Source organism: Acinetobacter entericus (assembly GCF_026168575.1).
Taxonomy (GTDB): domain Bacteria; phylum Pseudomonadota; class Gammaproteobacteria; order Pseudomonadales; family Moraxellaceae; genus Acinetobacter; species Acinetobacter bouvetii.
This window is the reverse complement of sequence record NZ_JAPEQW010000001.1, coordinates 220,995-239,277: the sequence shown is the minus strand read 5'-3', so window position 1 is coordinate 239,277 and position 18,283 is coordinate 220,995. Positions and strand designations below refer to the sequence as shown.

The window sequence follows — 18,283 nt, the reverse complement described above, 5'->3', positions numbered from 1 at the left end:
TAATTCATGCTAAAAAAACTTACACTAACAATTGGTCTACTGGGCTTATCAAGCCTTGCCATGGCTCAAACAGAAGCCGCAGCAACTCAGCCAGCACTTCACGTTTGCGCAATCAAAGGCACACCCGATTCAACTCAATTTGAAATCAAAAAGCGCATCAAAGTTGCTAAAGGCACTTACGGCAGTGTAGTTGAACTCTATCCGCGTTTTGCAGATCGCGCGCATCAAGTCGGCGGCAATGTGGTCATCAACTACAATGCCAGCCAACGTTTTGGTTTCTGGCCTTGGCGCTTTGTCCGCCCAGTAGTTTGGGGAACGGCAGTAAAATGGAAAACGCCTGTCGACTGCAAGGCGCTGGGCGGCATAGAGATTTAATCTCCGCCATGCCAAATAAAAGCCGCACATTTAATTGCGGCTTTTTTGAAAGGAAATTGATTCCAGCTTATCAAAATCAAAGCATGGGTATCTGCAATTGCTGGAATTAAGCGGCATCTTCCTGCGCACGGCGCTGGTGCAATGCCTGCAAATATTGATCAAGCTGCAGAGACTCATCCGCAGAGAATTCCAAATACAGTTTGGTTCGGCGTTTTAAAATATCTTCCGCACTGACAGCCCACTCACATTCAACCAAATAATCCACTTCCTGTGCATACAGCCCATGACCAAAATCCTGCCCCAGTTCATGCACAGATGCCGCCTGCTGAATAAATTTCCAGATCCGCGTCCCATATGCATTTACCCAGCGCGCAGCAAGCTCAGCCGATACGCCGCTGACTTTATCTTGAATTTGGGCAGCCAAATCTTCAGCTGAACTGAAATTTTCCGCACCGGGCAAAACCGACGATGCTGTCCACATTTTTTTCATTTCAGGAAAAAATGCCTGCACATGACCCATGGCTGATTCCGCAAGCTTCCGGTAGGTTGTCAATTTACCGCCGAACACAGACAGCAGCGGCGCTCCGTCATTTTCTTGGCTCAAAGCAAGTGTATAGTCGCGCGTCACTGCCGAGGGATTATCCGATTCATCATCGCACAATGGGCGAACGCCAGAAAAAGTGCTGATGATATCTTTACGGCTCAGCTGCGTTTTAAAGTGATCGTTGGATGCGTCCAGCAAATACGCTATTTCTTCATCGGTAATTTCAACACGGTTTGGATCGCCCAGATATTCTTTGTCTGTGGTGCCGATCAATGTGTACTTATTTAAATACGGAATCGCAAACACAATGCGTTGATCGTCATTTTGCAGAATATACGCTTTTTGACCGTCATACAGCTTTGGTACAATTAAATGGCTGCCCTGTATCAGGCGGATGCCATAAGGCGCATTCAGATGCAAATCCTGCTGAATAAACTCAGCCACCCACGGCCCAGCAGCATTTACCAGCACTTTGGCCTGTATTTGATAAGCGCCTTGTTCTTTTTCCAATTCAATTTGCCAAATATTCTGCAATGTATTCAACTGTACTCTTTTCGCCCCAAGGCACCGCGTGCGGGTGACGGCTTTTGCGCCCAGTTCCCGCGCCTGCATCACATTCAGCACCACCAGCCTCGCATCATCCACAGCACAATCAGAATACTCAAAACCGCGGGTTATTTCAGCTTTCAAAGGGCTGTTGACAGCCTGAAAGTCAACCAAATTCGACCCAGCCAAAGTTTCCCGCTTTCCCAAGTGGTCATAGAAAAATAATCCTGTTCGAATAAGCCAAGCTGGCCGTAAATGCGGCTGATGAGGCATGATAAAACGCATGGGATGAATAATATGCGGCGCTTTCTTCAGCAGCACCTCCCGTTCCGCCAGCGCTTCACGCACCAGCCGAAATTCTTTGTGCTCTAAATAGCGCAAACCGCCGTGAATCAGTTTGGAACTGGCTGAAGATGTGTGTGAAGCCCAATCATCTTTTTCGCATAAAAACACTGACAGCCCCCGTCCAGCGGCATCCGCCGCAATTCCCGCGCCATTGATGCCTCCGCCAATTACTGCAATATCATAGAGGATGTGATTATCATTCATATGCGCCTCCTTCAGCAGCAGTATTTTTTATTCTTTGGCGCTAACGCGGCCATTCTTGTGATCAAGCTCTCAACATAACAAAAACTCACCGCAAACGGTACGAAATCTTTGCCTGCCAGCCTGTTTATTTAAGTGAAAATTATTTCAAATCATAACTTCGGCAGCCAAAACACAAAGTACACTTTATATACAAATTGTTTATTTTGTTTACATTTCATTCAATTTTGAAGCATAAGATAAATAAACAGAATAAAAAATGGATTTCATCATGACTGAAGAAATAGCAATACAGCCTAATTTAGACACCAAAACACGGGTTAAATCCATTCTTGGCGGTTCTGCAGGCAACTTGGTGGAATGGTATGACTGGTATATCTACGCAGCATTCACCCTGTATTTTGCCCACGCTTTTTTCCCAAAAGGCAGTCAAACTGCACAATTGCTACAAGCCGCAGCCATTTTTGCCGTCGGCTTCCTCATGCGGCCGATTGGCGCATGGATTATGGGGATTTACTCAGACAAAAAGGGACGAAAATCAGGCTTAACACTGTCTGTCACCCTCATGTGCATAGGATCACTTTTGATTGCGGTATCGCCTACGCATGACCAAATCGGGGTCTTTGCCCCGATTATTCTTGTGATCGCACGGCTCATTCAAGGCCTCAGCGTCGGCGGTGAATACGGCGCCAGCGCCACCTATTTAAGTGAAATGGCTGACCGGAACCGGCGCGGATTTTTTTCCAGCTTCCAGTATGTCACCTTAATTGCAGGCCAGCTTACCGCACTGTGTGTCTTGCTGATTTTACAATGGCTGCTGACCGAGGAACAGCTGCACGACTGGGGCTGGCGCATCCCCTTCTTTATTGGCGCCTGCCTAGCCATTGTAGTCTTCCGCATCCGGCGCGGACTTATGGAAACGCAATCCTTTAAAAATGCTCAAAATGAAAAAAATCTGCCCGAATCCGGCCTCTTTACCCTGTTCAGACACTACCCGAAAGAAGCTTTTACCGTTCTGTTTTTAACCGCCGGCGGTACATTGGCCTTCTACACCTACACCACCTATCTGCAAAAATATCTGGTGAATACATCCGGGTTCAGCAAACCCGCCGCCACGCAAATTACCACATTGGCTTTATTTATCTTTATGTGCCTGCAGCCTGCCGCCGGCGCACTGTCCGACAAAATTGGCCGCAAGCCGATCATGATCGCTTTTGGCGTCTTAGGCGTCCTCTTTACCTATGTCTTATTTGATGCCCTTGCGAATACGCAAGACTACTGGACCGCCTTCTGGCTATGCTTAGCCGGCTTAATCATAGTTACTGGCTATACATCAATTAATGCCGTAGTAAAAGCGGAAATGTTTCCTGCGCATATCCGCGCACTTGGCGTTGCATTGCCCTACGCACTGGCGAACACCCTATTTGGCGGGACTGCAGAATTCTTCGCGCTCAGCTTTAAAGAAGCCGGACATGAATCATGGTTCTTTATTTACGTCACCATTATGATTTTCATTTCACTGCTGGTATATATCTTCATGAAAGACACCAAGCATCATTCGCAAATTAAAGAGCATTAATTTCAGCCCAATCCAAAAACCTCTCAACTGAGAGGTTTTTCAGTTTTACTTAACAGTTCACATAATAAAAGCAGAACAACTGTTCAGTTACAACCCTATTATTAGACTAAAGTCTCATGATTTTATACGTGAAAAAGCGTATAAATTGCAAAATATAATTCCATCTCCCATTTTCACAAAATATATGTATTTAAGTTTTATACAGAACTTAAATGGATATGTTTTGCCTTCATTCTATGGAGAATGTTGTGTCAAACACGCCCACTCAAACTGCACCAGAGCAGTTTGACCGAAAAACTCGTGTCAAATCTATCCTTGGCGGCTCGGCCGGCAACCTAGTCGAATGGTATGACTGGTATGTCTATGCGGCATTTACCTTATACTTTGCACCGAAATTTTTCCCAGAAGGCGACAGCACTGTAAAACTGCTGCAAGCCGCCGCTGTATTTGCGCTCGGCTTCCTGATGCGTCCAATTGGCGCATGGATTATGGGAATTTACGCAGACCGGAAAGGCCGTAAAGCAGGCTTAACCGTTTCAGTATCATTAATGTGCATCGGATCTCTGATGATTGCCTGCGCACCCACCTACGATTCAGTGGGCATGCTTGCCCCCGCAATTCTGCTGTTCGCCCGCCTGATTCAAGGCTTAAGCGTCGGCGGAGAATATGGCTCCAGCGCAACCTACCTCACGGAAATGGCAGGAAAAAATCATCGCGGCTTCTTCTCCAGCTTCCAATATGTCACTTTAATTTCAGGCCAATTGCTCGCGCTTTGCGTCCTGATTATTCTGCAGCGCACCTTATCTGAGCAGGCGCTTGGCGACTGGGGCTGGCGTATTCCCTTCTTCATTGGCGCATTGCTGGCGATTGTCGTATTCTGGATCCGCCGCGGCTTAGTCGAAACGCAGTCATCAAAAGAAGCGCAGGAACAGGCCAAAAATGGCGGCCCAAAATCTAGCGCTTTGGCTTTATTCACCAAATATCCCAAACAGGCATTTACAGTGATCATGCTGACTGCCGGCGGTACTTTAGCCTTCAACACATTCACAACCTATCTGCAAAAATACTTAGTGAATACATCTGGCTTTGAAAAAACCACTGCAACAGAAATTACAACGGCAGCCATTTTCATCTTCATGTTAATCCAGCCTGCTGTTGGCGCACTATCCGATAAAGTTGGCCGAAAACCGATTATGATTGCCTTTGGTGTACTGGGCGTGCTGTTCACTGTGCCAATCTTTAATGCATTGGGCGGCACAACCGATGCAATGACTGCATTCTTCCTGTGCATGAGCGCAATGGTGATTGTGACTGGCTATACAGCGATTAACGCCGTAGTGAAAGCTGAACTGTTCCCTCCACATATTCGCGCTTTGGGTGTTGCCCTGCCTTATGCAATCGCCAATACCGTTTTTGGCGGCACCGCGGAACTTGTTGCATTGAGCTTTAAAAATGCAGGTCATGAAAATTACTTCTTCTACTACATTACCTTCATGATTGGCCTATCATTAATCACTTATATCTTTATGAAAGACACCAAAAAGCACAGCATGATTACGGATAATTAAGTTGATCCATTAAAAAAAGACCCTCGAATTATGATGATGCGAGGGTCTTTTTTTATGCTGTCAGCAACTGCCCAGCGGTTGAAAAATCCAGCAAATTCCACATCGAGAAAACAGCGGGCTTATGGCATACTAAAAAGATAACAACATAGGCAGATGCACATGAAAATCATATATAAGACTTTAGCTTTAGGTTTGACGGCAATCACTTTAACTGCATGCCAGAGCGCTCCACGCGCGTATAACGGGCAGTCGGGCTATCAAATTGAAAGCCAAACAGCAGATTCCGCCACTTTGGCCTACACTTTGGCTGGCCGTCAAAATCAGCAGCTGGATGCAAATAAATTACAGCGCGCCTGCCAAAAAGTACTGGGAATCAATAAAACCTTTAAACTGAGCATCTTGAGCATTAATGAAATTGCGAACCCTGCCGCAGCCCAGACAGAACAATTTGGCCGTCAAATTGGCAATAGCCGCGCCAGTTTTGGTTTATCCAACACGCCTGACCTGCGAAACTCCGATAATTTAGGCGCTCAGCAAGCGTTGGATGCCCGCCCTGCGACGTTGCGTGTGGTTCGCTACACCTGCTCTTAATCAGTCTTCCGCATCAACATGCTTAACATAAAGCAATGTTCTAAATAGGCAAATTTTTATGCAAAAATAAGACGCTCGAAGCGTCTTATTTTATTCACGTTCTATAATGTTTTATAAAAACTCACATTACGGAATTCTGGAGACTCATCTAAATCTGGCCAGGTTGTTGCGCTGCGCTCATCCAATTTTTCATATTTGGGATGGCTGAAATTCTTTACTCGGCTGTCTGCAACCCACACTTCTGGGGAAAATTTTAAAAACTCATCTAAGAAAAAACGGTTGCATTGGTCATAAAGCACATCAGCAGCCAGCAAGATGTCCACCTGCTCAGCTTTATACAGATCATCCAGATATTCCAGCTCTACATCATTCAGTTCCGCATTGGCGCGGCAGGCATCCAAACTGACTTGATCGATGTCACAGCAGATCACCCGTTTTGCCCCTGCCATTTTCGCAGCAATAGCCACCACGCCTGAACCAGCGCCAAAATCCAGCACGACTTTATCTTTGACATGATGCGGCTCTGCCAGCAGCCACTGCGCCATTGCCAAACCAGATGCCCAGCAAAAGATCCAATACGGCGTATCATTCCAAATACGGCGAATGACTTCATCATCCAGTTTATCCGTTGGAAATACGGGCGGGATTAACCACAGTGAAATAGGCGTTTCAGGCAGCTGCTGTGCATGCAATTCACAGTGTGGAATCACATCATGCAAAGCTTTGATTAAATGTTCAGGGGCTTTAGGAAATTGGAAAGTACAGCTCATCAGAATTTTATTTTTCGAATATGCAGAATTTTAGTGTGATAAAAGCCTAAATTAAGATTGGAAGTTCCCTCTCCTTTTTAAAGGAGAGGGTTAGGGAGAGGATTATTTATAAAAAATCACCCTCATCCTAGCCTTCTCCCTGAGCCATATATGGTGCAAGAGAAGGAACATCCCAATGAAATTAACCCAAAGCTTTTTCAGCAGCTTCAACAGTTTGACGAATCAGCGTGGTAATGGTCATCGGGCCCACGCCGCCTGGAACTGGCGTATACGCAGAAGCAACTTCTTCAATACCCACCAACTGAATATCGCCCACACCGCCGCCATCACGCGGATGGAAACCGGCATCAATAACGACAGCACCTTGCTTGATCCAATTTTTTTGAATCAATTCCGCTTTACCTACAGCGCCCACAATAATGTCTGCTTGTTTTACAAAGCTTGCTAAATCTTGAGTACGTGAATGGCAAATGGTCACGGTTGCATTGGCTTCAAGCAGCATTGCTGCCATTGGCTTGCCCAAAATTGCAGAACGGCCAACAACTACAGCGTGTTTACCTGAAATCTCGATGTTGTTTTCTTTCAAAATGGTCATGATGCCTGCAGGTGTAGCAGAACCATAGGCAGCTTCACCCATCGCCATACGGCCAAAGCCAAGGCAAGTAACGCCATCAACATCTTTTGCTAAGGAAATCGCGTCAAAACAAGCGCGTTCATCAATTTGAGCAGGTACCGGATGCTGCAGCAAAATACCGTGTACATCCGGATTGGCATTCAATTTTTCAATTTCAGCCAGCAATTGTTCAGTGGTGGTGTCTTTACCTAATTCAACTTTTAATGAATCCATACCAACACGGCGGCAAGCGTTGCCTTTCATACGAACATAAGTTGCAGATGCACCGTCATCACCGACCAAAATAGTCGCAAGAATTGGGGTACGTCCTGATTTTGCTTTTAACGCTTCTACGCGAGTCAACAAATCAGCTTCAATTTGTTTTGCCAATGCACGACCATCTAAAACTAATGCCACGGCACATCTCCAAGTGTTGATATGAATCAATTTTGCACATAATACATGATTATTTTAAATATTTTCCGCTATATGCTGTTTTTATGCGCATACGAATGAATCCACTATTGTTTTTTTTTCAGAGCTTGATAATATACGCATCAACAAGACGTGGCGGGGTGGCAGAGTGGTCATGCAGCGGACTGCAACTCCGTGTACGCCGGTTCGATTCCGACCTCCGCCTCCAATCTTGTTAAAAATGCCCGAGTGGTGAAATCGGTAGACACAGGGGATTTAAAATCCCCCGCCCACAAAGCGTGCCAGTTCGAGTCTGGCCTCGGGCACCATTTTAATACTTCTTAAAATGGTGCAATAAAATTTCCAGCTTAAGCTGGTTTTTTTATGCCTAAAATTCCATGTTCCACAATTCAGCTTAAAATAAAAAGAGCGCGCATGGCCCTCTTTATAAAAATATAATAGATTTAAATCAAGCCACTGGAAACAAATACTGCTGTAAATCCTGTTCCAATTTTTGTTGAAAATGCGCTGGCTGAATGATTTTAATATAAGGAATCCAAAACCGAACCAGAGGTAGAAGCTGCATTTCATGCCGGATTTGGCAACAAATCAGTAAAGTGCCGGCGGTATCTTCTTGCTCAATACTCTGTTCTGGAAATAAATGCCGCTGCTTAAAATACAAAGCCACCTCAGGCCGGACTGACACCAGCACTTCTTGTTTATGTTTTCCAAACCAGATGCCTTCATCTTCCTCAAGCTGCATTAAAATTTCAGGGTCATGTGCAAACTGCATGGCCTCATGCTGTGTAACCTGATCAATTTTACTTAAGCGATAAGCGCGAAGCTCCCCATCACATGAGGCAGCCCAGTACCAGTTCCCCTGATAGTGAATTAAGCGGTATGGCTGTACAAGCCTTAAGCTGGAATTGTAAATAAAACTGATATGTTTACGTTGATGGATGGCCTCTGCAAGCACCTGAAAATGGGCAGCAAATTGCCCTGCATTTTCAAAATAATAGCCCTTGGCAGAAAAAACTTGGCTGGCGCGCTCATCCAGCAAGCCACGCAAAAAGGACATATCCAAAGATGGATAAAGCGCACTGATTCCAGAGAGCTGCGCAAAGTTTTGAATATCTTGCAGCTTAAAACGCCCCAGATACACGGGATCCAAAAAGTACTTTTTACTGCTTTCATCTTAAAGCAACGGCAAATAGGTGTTGAGGCGATCAAAATCCCGCTCTACTGTTCGCGTACTGACCTGAAATTCATGTGCCAGTTCTGCAACTCCCAATTGATACCCAGTATTTAATTTAGTCAAAATATTCGCTAAACGCTCCGCAAGGCGTTCATGTGTTGAAGCTTTACGCTTCATATTACCCTCGCTGCGCAATCAATGTTGCGCCTTTATTTATAGCCGAATACCCAAGCATTACATTCAATATAAGCAATTGAAAATATAGAGTAAAAATAACTGTTTTGCTTTTAAGTGATGTCATGTTTTATCAAAAAGCAATCACTGTTTTTTAGATTTCTTCTTTACGGCAGTTTGCTGATGCGCTAAACGTTCAATATAGCGCTCAAAATGAATTAAAGCCTTATACATTTTATGTAAATCATCACGCAAAATGTAATTATAAATAAACGCCTTATGCAAGCGTTTAAGCGCACGGAAACCATGCGCAGGTGTATATGATGTCGATAAAATTTTCATGACAACCCTCTTTTCTGTTTTATTTTTCATTTAAAACCACGTAAATTTGTCAGGTTTAAATTTAGTTCTAAATGTACACCTCAGTTTTGACAGGTTGTGTCGATCAGTTGTCATTTTTTAATCTTTGTTAAATTATTTTTATTTTTTCAGTACATTATTTTTATTGTTTGGACAAATTTAAACAAAATAAAAGCCGACATGATGCCGGCTCTGCTTTTTATATGATAAAAATATTACAAGATTGTTACCACAACTTTCCCCACATGCTCCCCTGTATCCATGCTTGCATGCGCATCTTGAATTTGGTCAAATTTGAAGGTTTTATAAATCATTGGCAGACATTCACCTTTTGCCCATAACGGTACGACATGCGCTTGCAAGCCTTGCGCAATTTCGGCTTTTTCTGCAGTACTGCGCGCGCGCATGGTTGAACCCGTGATCGTGAGGCGCTTCATCATAATTTGACCGAGCTTCACCTCTTTGGCTTTCGCGCCGCCTAAGAACGCGATATACACCAAGCGGCCATCCCGGCGCAGCAAATTCAGATTCTTTTCTAAATACGGCGCGCCGACCATATCCAGCACCACATCGACACCGCCGTCACCAGTCGCCTCATTAATCACGTGTTCAAAGTCTTGTGTCTTGTAATTAATGGCTGTGGTTAGGTCTGAAATCGCCGCGGCTTTTTCATCCGAACCGACTGTTGCAAATGTTTTAAGACCCAGTGATTTGCACAGCATCAGCGCCGTGGTGCCAATGCCGCTGGCGCCGCCATGCACCAATACGGTCTCACCTGCTTTGGCATGCGCCATTTGGAACACATTCGCCCATACTGTAAAGAAGGTTTCCGGAATAGCGGCTGCTTGTGCAAAACTGACATTTTCAGGAATGCTGATGGCTTGGCTTTCAGGCACCACACAATATTCTGCATAACCGCCACCATTGGTTAAACCGCAGACTTTATCTCCAGCTTTAAATAAAGTGACATCTTCACCTACAGCAACCACTTCACCCGCCACTTCCAATCCCGGTACCGGGGTTACCCCTTTGGGCATTGGATACAAACCCTGGCGCTGCAAAATGTCTGGACGGTTAATGCCAAAGGCATGCACTTTGACCAAGACTTCATCTGCTTTTGCGGCAGGCACGGCTACCGTTTCATAAGCGAGTTTATCAACACCGCCCGGCTCTGTAATAATGACTTGCTGCATGGTTTCCTGTGACATCTTACTTCCTTTTCAATTCTTGACTATTCATCTATCCAGGGCCTATTTGAACATATAAACGGAGCAGAATGAATCACTCTGAACTTATGTATAATCCCCATACTATTCATTCAGATGATACAGCGCTAAAAATGACAGTCATACGGCCTGCGCAGGCTCAAGATATCCCCGCTATGCTGCAAATTTGGCTGGATTCCTCCCTGCTGGCGCATGATTTTATTCCAGCAGACTATTGGCAAAGTCAGCTCACTCCCATGCAGCAGACCTACCTGCCCTTGGCTGAAAATTTTATTATTGAAGAGCATGCTGCAGTTCTCGGTTTTGCTTCTTTGCTGCGGGATGACTCTTACCTCGCCGCGTTGTTCATTGCGCCGCATGCGCAAGGCCGCGGTTTAGGCACTCAGCTGCTGCACGCGCTGCAGCAGCAATGCGATGCCCTTTACTTAGACGTTTATTCGGAAAATCAATCTGCTGTGCAATTCTATCAATCTCACGGGTTTTGCATAACCGGCGAAAGCATGGATGAACACACAGGACATCTTGAATACCGCATGGCCTGGTCAAAACACTCTACGCCAAAAAATTAAACCCGGCTTTTAGTCATTCTTCTGGATACAGAATGGCGGTTTATGCAGCCTCAACTTTACGGCATAAGGAGACAGCAATACCTGCAGTTACGGTATACAGCGAAGACAATTACAGTGAATTTGAATGGTTTGATGGTGTTGCCGTCATTCGTTTCTATGCAGACTGGTGCGCGCCTTGCGTGCAAAATTTTCCTGTATTCGAGCAATGCGCGGCGAAAATATCAGCACAGCATAATGATATTAAATTTGGCAAAGTGAATGTGGATCAATCACCCATTTTGACTTTGCTCTATAACGTCTACGGTTTGCCTTCAACATTAATTTTTTATCGCGGGCAAGTGATAAAACGTATTGCTGGCGTGAAAACGCTGACTGAGCTTCAGGCCATGGTTGAGCATGTGATCCAAGAACATGCTGTCCGCTAATTCAAACTATTTTGCAGAGGGCTCTGGCGGCATTTGCACAAACTGCATCAGCAATTTGCGCACCAATGGCAAGACAATCAGAATCAATGGAAAGGCCATCATCCATGACATGCCCCACGCATGCAGCCAAAGACCTAAAAAGCCATCGATCAACCCCTTATTCAAAATCATGTTAAAGCATGAGATGGAGCCGCTCATGATGCCTGACAGAATCAAGGGCATCAGCCAAGTCATATGCTTGGGATGAAATTTTGGGAGATTATGCATGATTTTCACCCTGTTCTAATGCTGCCTGTTGAGCATTTTGTGTCTTAACGGTTTGTTTCAATGCCTTCATAAACTGCGAAAAATGCGGCATGAATTCTTTAAACAAAGGAATGTCTTTATTTTCTAGCAAAGTTTCACCAAACAGTTTCAGGCCAACAGCAAAAGCTTTGGTCTTCTCGTCATCCAATATATTGGCTTTGCTGAGATGTTCTAAGACTTTAAAGATATCGTCATGGTTATAAGCATTGAACTGCAAGACTTCTGTATAAGCAGATGGGTTGCCTTGCGCATCAGCCATGTGTTTTACCGTCACTTCATATTGATGCTGTTTCATTGAGTCACCTCCATACGGCTGATTTCGACTGCCGCCTGATCTATTTTTTCTGCAATGGCAAACACTTGTTCGGGTGTCAGCTCGCAGTGCTGAATTTTGATGCGCAATGCGGCTTTCAGGTTTTCCATCGCGCGTTTGATATCGACGTATTGTTCGTTGTTATGAATTTGCTTGCGGGTATCAAAACGGCACAGAATTTTCTCTACAGTTGCTTTTTCTGCCTCGAGGTGCTGTATGCCAATTTGAGTAATGCTGTACTGTTTACGCTCATCTGTATTTAGTTCTGCGTGTATGTACTGCTGTTCTTCTAAATAGTTTAAGGTTGGGTAAATCGTGCCGGTGCTGGGGCTGTAACCGCCGCCAACCACTGCGCCGACATCTTTAATAAGGTCATAGCTGAACTTAGGCGCTTGTGAAATCAGATGCAGCACCAGCAGTTTCATATGCCCTGCTTCAAATAAGCGTTTGCGCGGAGCTGAAACTTGCTCTAAACCCGCAAGAGGTTCTGAATCAATGGCTTTAGACATAGTTAAGATACAACTTACTATTATTAAGATATATCTTAACTATATCTTTATATCATTAAAGATGCAATCCCGATTACAAAAATCCCTCTCCTTTTAAAATATTGCATGCAGAAAGCCGCTCAGCAATAAGCATGCATAGAAGCAAACTGACATCCTTGATGATCAGGCGCAGATGGACGGGCATCAGAAAAAGCGCTTCAAAACTGCTATAACTGTCAGTTTTGTATATAATTCAGGCATGCATTTAAAATGTATTGATAACAAAGCCATTAACTCGATAGAAAGAATAAAAATAATGACCGACCATCTTAGAAGCAAATTTGAAAATCTTGAGCTCAATGCTGGTCATGGAAAAGTCAGCGCGTTTATGTCGATGTCCCTAGGACTCCTCAGCATATTTGCAGCGCTCTGCTTTTTATTTCCCAGTGTTTTAACCACTCCAGAACTTCGGCCTTTATACAGCAGGCACTATGAGGTGTTTTATTACTGCCTGTTGGCCGGTATTTTCATTGGTGCGGGTTTTGGCGCCTACAGCGCCATTTTTAAGCAAAATAGATATGGTTTTTATGGGCTGTGTTTTTCTTTAATTGCCGTGGTTTTAGGCTGCGGCTTAATCCAAGCTCCAGCCCTGCCTGCCTTGCCGTTTTATGCAGGCTTTGACTATTTTGTAATTACGCTAATTATTTTGGGTGCAGTGTTTATACCGCTAGAAGGCTTTTTCGCTAAGAATAAAGATCAAAAGCTGTTGCGTGTGGGCTGGGTGACCGACATGAAATATTTTATGTTCAGCCATGTGGGGATTCAGCTGTTTTCTTTTTTAACCGTGATGCCTATTCAATACTGGATTACGCATTTACCGCATAATCCGATAGTGCCTTATGTGCAGGCCCAGCCGATTTGGCTGCAGTTTATAGAACTGCTGATTGTGGTGGATTTCACTACTTATTGGCTGCACCGCGCGATGCATGAGGTGAATTTTCTGTGGCGTTTTCATGCCATTCACCATTCTAGTGAACATATGGACTGGCTGGCATCTTCGCGTTTGCATCTTGTAGAAGTGATTATGACGCGCTTTATAGCTACTTTGCCTATTTTCCTTTTAGGCTTTCATACCTCTGCGGTGTTTGCTTATTTGGTGTTTATTTCCTTTCACGCGATTTTTATTCATTCGAATGTGCGTTTTCGCTTTCCGTATTTGCGCTGGCTGATTGCGACACCTGAATTTCATCACTGGCATCATTCTTCAGAAAAGCCTGCGATTGATAAAAATTATGCAGCCTTTATCCCGCTCTATGATGTGATGTTTAAGTCGGTGTATATGCCTAATCATTTGGCGAGTGTTTACGGCACAGTCGGCTATAAGATTCCCAATAGTTTTGTGAAGCAGTTTACTTGGCCTTTTAAGCGTTATGTGAATAAGTTGAAGAAGCGTTTTGGCAAAGATTCTGTTTAAGTGGAATGAGCCCTGCTTCTAATAGACATTTACGTGTTTTGGCAGGGCTGTCACTAGCTGCGAGAAGATCTGAATTTGGCATAGCAAAAATACAACTTAAGATTAGTTAAGACATATCCTAGAACAATAGATTTTAAAATTTAACCATTAATGGACTAAATATACATATTTTCAAACTACTAGAAAATACTTTTTAATAGACATTAGTCAGAGTTCTTTTTCAATAAAATATGTATAAAATACATACAAATACTTTAGAAAAATTACCTATGGAAACTATAGTTAAGTTTGATGAATCAAAGTTGCAAATACATATAGAATATTCAAATAAAATCGAATTAGCACACTACATTAATAGTTTAGATAGTGTTAACTCTGAATACTCAAATTACATTAGAACAGCTGAAAATCACTTACAACCTGATGATATTAAATTATTTGTTAATGAAATCCGTTCAGGATCAATTATTACAGACTTAATAGCATATAGCCCTACTTTGCTAGCTTTTGCCGAACATGCAAACACTTTATTAGATTTCACAAAACATATCGCCAATACCATTAATCTTTTAAAGAACAATTCAACTCATGCAATTATTGAAGAAGAGAAAATAAGTACTTCAACTCTAAGTAATATTCAAGGATTAGTAGAACCAATTCTTAATGATAAAAATGGTAAAATTAGCTTTGAAGGAATAAATTTTGGTAATAATTGCACTGTCAATGTAACAATTAACTCTTCAGATGCTAAAGATATCTATAACAAGGCTCAATCTATCAAAGAGTTTAGACCCACCCCCAAAACCAATATCAAAGAACAGGTTTTACTTGTATTCACACAAACAAATTCCTCAACAAAAAATACCAATAATGATAAAGGGGTAATTGAGTCCATTTCAAAAAATACAATTAAAATTAGATTTGCAAATGATGAATTAAAAAAAGAAATGCTATTTAACCAACATCCCTACGGCGTTGCCTTCATAGTTGATGTTGAAATTCAAACTTTGGACGATAAACCTTTTATTTATAAGATTTTAAAATTACATGAATGCATAAATATAGATGAATAAAGATTACCCTCTTCCCTTATATTCTTTCACCATCCGATCACTTACATCCTCAGGATAACAAAGTGGAGCATAACCACCTGCTCGATTGTAGGCACTGCGCTTACCACAACGACTGCCATTACTTGCAGTATTGTAGGGACAAGGACAATTTCCAGAATAATTTTCAATCGATTTCTGAATAATCTTCTGCTTAATTGCTTCAGCACTTTGACTACTCTGCTTTGCATCAACACTAAACGTGAATGCACACAACCCCATTAAAAATAATAACTTTTTCATAAATAGCCCTCTATTTAGGCATTTTATAGAGAAAGTATTTACATGAATCATCACACAAAATTTAAATGCTTCATTTTTAAGCAATTAATTTCTAAACAATAAAAAACCCGCACTAGGCGGGTTTTTTATCAGCTCAATCTATTACAGACGAACCAACTCAACAATTTTCTCAGCGACTTCTTTAGCAGTGTCTACTGTGTAAGTTACATCTGTGCCTTCAGCAGCATCGGTAATCACAACCACACCCGTTTCACGAACGAGAGCAACTTGCTCAGTAGTCAAACCTGCTTTCGCAATCGCAACTACACCTTGTTGAATCAACAAGCTTTCAATCGCTTGTGCATTTTCAAGGGCTTTTGCAGTCACAGTTACCGCAGCAGGTTTTTGACCCAAACGTGCAGCACGCGCTTCAGCAGTTACAGGCTCGCTGTGTGCAGTCCATTCCACTGCTGACTCAACCATACCTGCACCAACAGTCACGTTGTTCAAACGGTCAATGAAGATGAAAGAACCGGTGTAACGGCTGTCTTGATAACGGTCAAATACCACTGGCGCATCAAATTCGATGGTGACGTCAGCAATCGCATTAAGCTCAAGCTCTTCAACTTGCATTTTTTCCAATGTGTTGACATTGGTGCGGTAGTTGATTTTTGCCACTTTAGCAGGAATCGTTTGCGTGCCAAACTTCACATTGTACAGTTTACCCACAACCAATGGCTGATCGGTCATCCATACCACAGATGCGCGAGCAGAACGTGAAATTAACGGCTGTTCGCCTGCTTTTACCAGCACGTTGCCGCGTGAAATATCAATTTCATCATTCAGTGTTAAAGTCACAGCTTGACCTGCAACAGCATGATCCAAGTTGCCGTCAAAAGTGACAATTTCTTTCACTGTTGAAGACTTGCCCGATGGCAATGCAGTAATGGTATCGCCGACTTTCACTTCACCTAGCGCAATCGTACCGCAGAAGCCGCGGAAGTCGAGGTTAGGACGGTTGACGTACTGAACTGGGAAACGGAATCCGTGCTTGCCAGTATCATGCGAAATTTCAACAGTTTCCAAAGTCTCCATTAAAGTCTGACCTTGGTACCACGGTGTATTTGGCGACTTGTTTACCACGTTATCACCGTTCAGCGCAGAAATTGGCGTGAAGATAATATTGGCAGGCTTACGCTCACCCAATTGGTTGACGAACTCGTTGTACTCGGCCTGAATTTCATTGAAGCGCGCTTCAGAAAATTCCACCAAGTCCATTTTATTAATCGCAACCACAATGTTGCGAATGCCCAGCAGGCTGGCAATAAATGAGTGGCGGCGGGTTTGCGTCTGCACACCATAACGCGCATCAATCAAGATGATGGCAAGATCCGCAGTCGACGCGCCTGTCGCCATGTTGCGCGTGTACTGTTCGTGCCCTGGGGTGTCGGCAATGATGAACTTGCGTTTTTCCGTTGAGAAATAACGGTAAGCTACATCAATGGTAATCCCCTGCTCACGTTCTGCTTGCAAACCATCTACAAGTAAGGCCAAGTCAGGCGCATCGCCCGTCGTGCCGACTTTTTTAGAGTCGCGGGTTACCGCTTGCAATTGATCTTCATAAATCAATTTTGAATCGTAAAGCAAACGGCCAATTAAAGTCGATTTTCCGTCATCCACGTTACCGCAAGTGAGGAAACGCAATAAGTCTTTATTTTCGTGCTGTTTTAAATAAGCCAAAATGTCTTGGCTAATAAGTTCTGATTGATGAGACATTGCTCAAAGCTCCACATATTCTTTAGAAATCGGTTTCTGAATCTTTTAATCCCTCTAAATCTCCCTTTGTTAAGGGAGACTTGCTCCGTTTACTTTTGGGAGTTCCCCCCTCTTTATCAAAGAGGGTGAGCAGCACTGCTGTGCAAGGGAGATTTCGAGATTCTTAGAAGTAACCTTCCTGCTTTTTCTTTTCCATCGAACCTGCTTCGTCATGGTCGATCATGCGGCCTTGGCGTTCAGATGTGGTTGCTAAAAGCATCTCTTGGATAATTTCCGGCAGCGTTGTTGCAGTTGATTCAACTGCACCGGTCAATGGATAACAGCCCAAAGTACGGAAACGCACCGATTTCATTTGCGGCACTTCACCTTCGTTCAAACGCATGCGTTCATCATCCACCATGATGAGTGTACCATTACGCTCAACCACTGGACGTTCTGCAGCCAAGTACAAAGGAACCAATTTAATATTTTCAAGGTAGATGTATTGCCAGATATCCAGCTCAGTCCAGTTCGACAATGGGAATACCCGAATACTTTCGCCTTTGTTCACTTTGCCGTTGTACAGATTCCAAAGCTCAGGGCGCTGGTTTTTCGGGTCCCAGCGGTGTTTAGAGTCACGGAAAGAATACACACGCTCTTTGGCGCGTGATTTCTCTTCGTCACGGCGTGCGCCGCCGAAAGCAGCATCAAACTGATATTTATCAAGTGCTTGTTTTAAGCCTTGAGTTTTCATGATGTCAGTATATTTTGAACTGCCGTAATCAAATGGATTGACGCCTGCATCTTTCCCTTCTTTGTTTTGATGCACAATCAAATCAAAGCCATGTTCTTTAGCCATGTTGTCACGGAAAGTGATCATGTCTTTAAACTTCCAGCCTGTATCGACATGCAGCAGCGGGAATGGAAGTTTGGCAGGATAAAACGCTTTCAATGCAAGATGAAGCATCACTGCAGAATCTTTACCAATAGAATAAAGCATGACTGGGTTTTCAAACTCAGCAGCAACTTCACGGATAATATGAATACTCTCAGCTTCTAGCTGTTTAAGATGAGTAAGTCTTTCCTCATTTAACGACATGGACAACACCAGCTTAGAAAAA

At 43.5% G+C, this 18,283-nt stretch carries 19 protein-coding genes, 2 tRNA genes and 1 pseudogene; 10 read left to right on the top strand and 12 right to left on the bottom strand.

Going from position 1 to position 18,283, the window contains the following annotated elements:
* Positions 1 to 6: 6 nt before the first annotated feature.
* The gene (locus OKC24_RS01155) at positions 7 to 375 is read left to right on the top strand and encodes a hypothetical protein (protein WP_265464558.1); all 369 of its coding nucleotides are present in this window, start codon (positions 7 to 9) and stop codon (positions 373 to 375) included.
* Positions 376 to 481: 106 nt separating this feature from the next.
* Here OKC24_RS01155 and glpD read toward each other — a convergent pair whose 3' ends face one another.
* Positions 482 to 2,014, bottom strand: a complete 1,533-nt coding sequence (gene glpD / locus OKC24_RS01150; protein ID WP_130144117.1) for a glycerol-3-phosphate dehydrogenase — start codon at positions 2,012 to 2,014, stop codon at positions 482 to 484.
* Between the two features lie 256 nt (positions 2,015 to 2,270).
* Here glpD and OKC24_RS01145 point away from each other — a divergent pair, with 256 nt between their 5' ends.
* From OKC24_RS01145 to OKC24_RS01135, 3 genes are all read left to right on the top strand, one after another.
* Positions 2,271 to 3,590 (top strand): MFS transporter, encoded by a 1,320-nt coding sequence (locus OKC24_RS01145; RefSeq protein ID WP_130144118.1) that lies wholly within the window; start codon positions 2,271 to 2,273, stop codon positions 3,588 to 3,590.
* A gap of 236 nt (positions 3,591 to 3,826) precedes the next feature.
* Complete coding sequence (locus OKC24_RS01140) at positions 3,827 to 5,158, top strand: MFS transporter (protein WP_130144119.1); 1,332 nt, start codon at positions 3,827 to 3,829, stop codon at positions 5,156 to 5,158.
* A 159-nt stretch (positions 5,159 to 5,317) separates the two neighbouring features.
* Positions 5,318 to 5,749 carry a hypothetical protein gene (locus OKC24_RS01135; protein WP_130144120.1) on the top strand — a complete coding sequence of 144 codons (432 nt, stop codon included), beginning with the start codon at positions 5,318 to 5,320 and terminating at the stop codon, positions 5,747 to 5,749.
* A gap of 101 nt (positions 5,750 to 5,850) precedes the next feature.
* Here the strand turns inward: OKC24_RS01135 and OKC24_RS01130 are convergent, their stop codons facing one another.
* Together OKC24_RS01130 and folD are read right to left on the bottom strand one after the other, a co-directional pair.
* Entirely contained in the window at positions 5,851 to 6,519 is a 669-nt protein-coding gene (locus OKC24_RS01130; protein WP_130144121.1) for a class I SAM-dependent methyltransferase, read from the bottom strand.
* A 181-nt stretch (positions 6,520 to 6,700) separates the two neighbouring features.
* Entirely contained in the window at positions 6,701 to 7,549 is an 849-nt protein-coding gene (folD, locus tag OKC24_RS01125) for a bifunctional methylenetetrahydrofolate dehydrogenase/methenyltetrahydrofolate cyclohydrolase FolD (protein ID WP_131275970.1), read from the bottom strand.
* A 152-nt stretch (positions 7,550 to 7,701) separates the two neighbouring features.
* Between folD and OKC24_RS01120 the strand changes: the two genes are divergently transcribed.
* Both OKC24_RS01120 and OKC24_RS01115 read left to right on the top strand, forming a co-directional pair.
* A tRNA-Cys gene (locus tag OKC24_RS01120) sits at positions 7,702 to 7,775 on the top strand.
* A gap of 14 nt (positions 7,776 to 7,789) precedes the next feature.
* Positions 7,790 to 7,875: transfer RNA gene (locus OKC24_RS01115), tRNA-Leu, on the top strand.
* Positions 7,876 to 8,015: 140 nt separating this feature from the next.
* On the opposite strand, the pseudogene OKC24_RS01110 reads toward OKC24_RS01115, so the two are convergent.
* The 3 genes and pseudogenes from OKC24_RS01110 to OKC24_RS01100 form a co-directional block, all read right to left on the bottom strand.
* Positions 8,016 to 8,918 (bottom strand): annotated as a pseudogene (locus OKC24_RS01110) (helix-turn-helix transcriptional regulator).
* Positions 8,919 to 9,059: 141 nt separating this feature from the next.
* Positions 9,060 to 9,257, bottom strand: a complete 198-nt coding sequence (locus OKC24_RS01105; protein ID WP_131275971.1) for a hypothetical protein — start codon at positions 9,255 to 9,257, stop codon at positions 9,060 to 9,062.
* 233 nt (positions 9,258 to 9,490) lie between these two features.
* Positions 9,491 to 10,483 carry an NAD(P)H-quinone oxidoreductase gene (locus tag OKC24_RS01100; protein WP_131275972.1) on the bottom strand — a complete coding sequence of 331 codons (993 nt, stop codon included), beginning with the start codon at positions 10,481 to 10,483 and terminating at the stop codon, positions 9,491 to 9,493.
* Positions 10,484 to 10,551: 68 nt separating this feature from the next.
* On the opposite strand from OKC24_RS01100, the gene OKC24_RS01095 reads away from it, so the two are divergent.
* Positions 10,552 to 11,070, top strand: a complete 519-nt coding sequence (locus tag OKC24_RS01095; RefSeq protein ID WP_265464551.1) for an N-acetyltransferase — start codon at positions 10,552 to 10,554, stop codon at positions 11,068 to 11,070.
* Between the two features lie 77 nt (positions 11,071 to 11,147).
* Complete coding sequence (locus OKC24_RS01090; protein WP_131276077.1) at positions 11,148 to 11,495, top strand: thioredoxin family protein; 348 nt, start codon at positions 11,148 to 11,150, stop codon at positions 11,493 to 11,495.
* Between the two features lie 6 nt (positions 11,496 to 11,501).
* Here OKC24_RS01090 and OKC24_RS01085 read toward each other — a convergent pair whose 3' ends face one another.
* The 3 genes from OKC24_RS01085 to OKC24_RS01075 are packed head-to-tail and all read right to left on the bottom strand — an operon-like array spanning position 11,502 to position 12,623.
* Complete coding sequence (locus tag OKC24_RS01085) at positions 11,502 to 11,762, bottom strand: DUF2798 domain-containing protein (RefSeq protein ID WP_131275973.1); 261 nt, start codon at positions 11,760 to 11,762, stop codon at positions 11,502 to 11,504.
* Positions 11,755 to 12,096: a DUF3861 domain-containing protein gene (locus OKC24_RS01080; protein WP_131275974.1), complete on the bottom strand. Its 342-nt coding sequence runs from the start codon at positions 12,094 to 12,096 to the stop codon at positions 11,755 to 11,757. Before OKC24_RS01080 ends, OKC24_RS01085 begins: the two co-directional genes overlap by 8 nt.
* Positions 12,093 to 12,623 carry a PadR family transcriptional regulator gene (locus OKC24_RS01075; protein ID WP_130144128.1) on the bottom strand — a complete coding sequence of 177 codons (531 nt, stop codon included), beginning with the start codon at positions 12,621 to 12,623 and terminating at the stop codon, positions 12,093 to 12,095. Before OKC24_RS01075 ends, OKC24_RS01080 begins: the two co-directional genes overlap by 4 nt.
* Positions 12,624 to 12,918: 295 nt before the next feature.
* Between OKC24_RS01075 and OKC24_RS01070 the strand changes: the two genes are divergently transcribed.
* Complete coding sequence (locus OKC24_RS01070; protein WP_131275975.1) at positions 12,919 to 14,076, top strand: sterol desaturase family protein; 1,158 nt, start codon at positions 12,919 to 12,921, stop codon at positions 14,074 to 14,076.
* Positions 14,077 to 14,345: 269 nt separating this feature from the next.
* Positions 14,346 to 15,149, top strand: coding sequence for a hypothetical protein (locus OKC24_RS01065; protein WP_130144130.1), 804 nt, complete (start codon positions 14,346 to 14,348; stop codon positions 15,147 to 15,149).
* 3 nt (positions 15,150 to 15,152) lie between these two features.
* Here OKC24_RS01065 and OKC24_RS01060 read toward each other — a convergent pair whose 3' ends face one another.
* The 3 genes from OKC24_RS01060 to cysD form a co-directional block, all read right to left on the bottom strand.
* Positions 15,153 to 15,428: a hypothetical protein gene (locus tag OKC24_RS01060; protein ID WP_130144131.1), complete on the bottom strand. Its 276-nt coding sequence runs from the start codon at positions 15,426 to 15,428 to the stop codon at positions 15,153 to 15,155.
* Between the two features lie 141 nt (positions 15,429 to 15,569).
* Positions 15,570 to 17,183: a sulfate adenylyltransferase subunit CysN gene (cysN, locus tag OKC24_RS01055; protein ID WP_131275976.1), complete on the bottom strand. Its 1,614-nt coding sequence runs from the start codon at positions 17,181 to 17,183 to the stop codon at positions 15,570 to 15,572.
* A gap of 163 nt (positions 17,184 to 17,346) precedes the next feature.
* Positions 17,347 to 18,261 carry a sulfate adenylyltransferase subunit CysD gene (gene cysD / locus OKC24_RS01050; protein WP_005008282.1) on the bottom strand — a complete coding sequence of 305 codons (915 nt, stop codon included), beginning with the start codon at positions 18,259 to 18,261 and terminating at the stop codon, positions 17,347 to 17,349.
* Positions 18,262 to 18,283 lie beyond the last annotated feature (22 nt).

Bases quoted from the DNA above. Each gene is read 5' to 3' on its own strand.
- OKC24_RS01155 (WP_265464558.1), top strand. From the start codon at position 7: ATGCTAAAAAAACTTACACTAACAATTGGTCTACTGGGCTTATCAAGC.
- glpD (WP_130144117.1), bottom strand. From the start codon at position 2,014: ATGAATGATAATCACATCCTCTATGATATTGCAGTAATTGGCGGAGGC.
- OKC24_RS01145 (WP_130144118.1), top strand. From the start codon at position 2,271: ATGGATTTCATCATGACTGAAGAAATAGCAATACAGCCTAATTTAGAC.
- OKC24_RS01140 (WP_130144119.1), top strand. From the start codon at position 3,827: ATGGAGAATGTTGTGTCAAACACGCCCACTCAAACTGCACCAGAGCAG.
- OKC24_RS01135 (WP_130144120.1), top strand. From the start codon at position 5,318: ATGAAAATCATATATAAGACTTTAGCTTTAGGTTTGACGGCAATCACT.
- OKC24_RS01130 (WP_130144121.1), bottom strand. From the start codon at position 6,519: ATGAGCTGTACTTTCCAATTTCCTAAAGCCCCTGAACATTTAATCAAA.
- OKC24_RS01105 (WP_131275971.1), bottom strand. From the start codon at position 9,257: ATGAAAATTTTATCGACATCATATACACCTGCGCATGGTTTCCGTGCG.
- OKC24_RS01100 (WP_131275972.1), bottom strand. From the start codon at position 10,483: ATGTCACAGGAAACCATGCAGCAAGTCATTATTACAGAGCCGGGCGGT.
- OKC24_RS01095 (WP_265464551.1), top strand. From the start codon at position 10,552: ATGAATCACTCTGAACTTATGTATAATCCCCATACTATTCATTCAGAT.
- OKC24_RS01085 (WP_131275973.1), bottom strand. From the start codon at position 11,762: ATGCATAATCTCCCAAAATTTCATCCCAAGCATATGACTTGGCTGATG.
- OKC24_RS01080 (WP_131275974.1), bottom strand. From the start codon at position 12,096: ATGAAACAGCATCAATATGAAGTGACGGTAAAACACATGGCTGATGCG.
- OKC24_RS01075 (WP_130144128.1), bottom strand. From the start codon at position 12,623: ATGTCTAAAGCCATTGATTCAGAACCTCTTGCGGGTTTAGAGCAAGTT.
- OKC24_RS01070 (WP_131275975.1), top strand. From the start codon at position 12,919: ATGACCGACCATCTTAGAAGCAAATTTGAAAATCTTGAGCTCAATGCT.
- OKC24_RS01065 (WP_130144130.1), top strand. From the start codon at position 14,346: ATGGAAACTATAGTTAAGTTTGATGAATCAAAGTTGCAAATACATATA.
- OKC24_RS01060 (WP_130144131.1), bottom strand. From the start codon at position 15,428: ATGAAAAAGTTATTATTTTTAATGGGGTTGTGTGCATTCACGTTTAGT.
- cysN (WP_131275976.1), bottom strand. From the start codon at position 17,183: ATGTCTCATCAATCAGAACTTATTAGCCAAGACATTTTGGCTTATTTA.
- cysD (WP_005008282.1), bottom strand. From the start codon at position 18,261: ATGTCGTTAAATGAGGAAAGACTTACTCATCTTAAACAGCTAGAAGCT.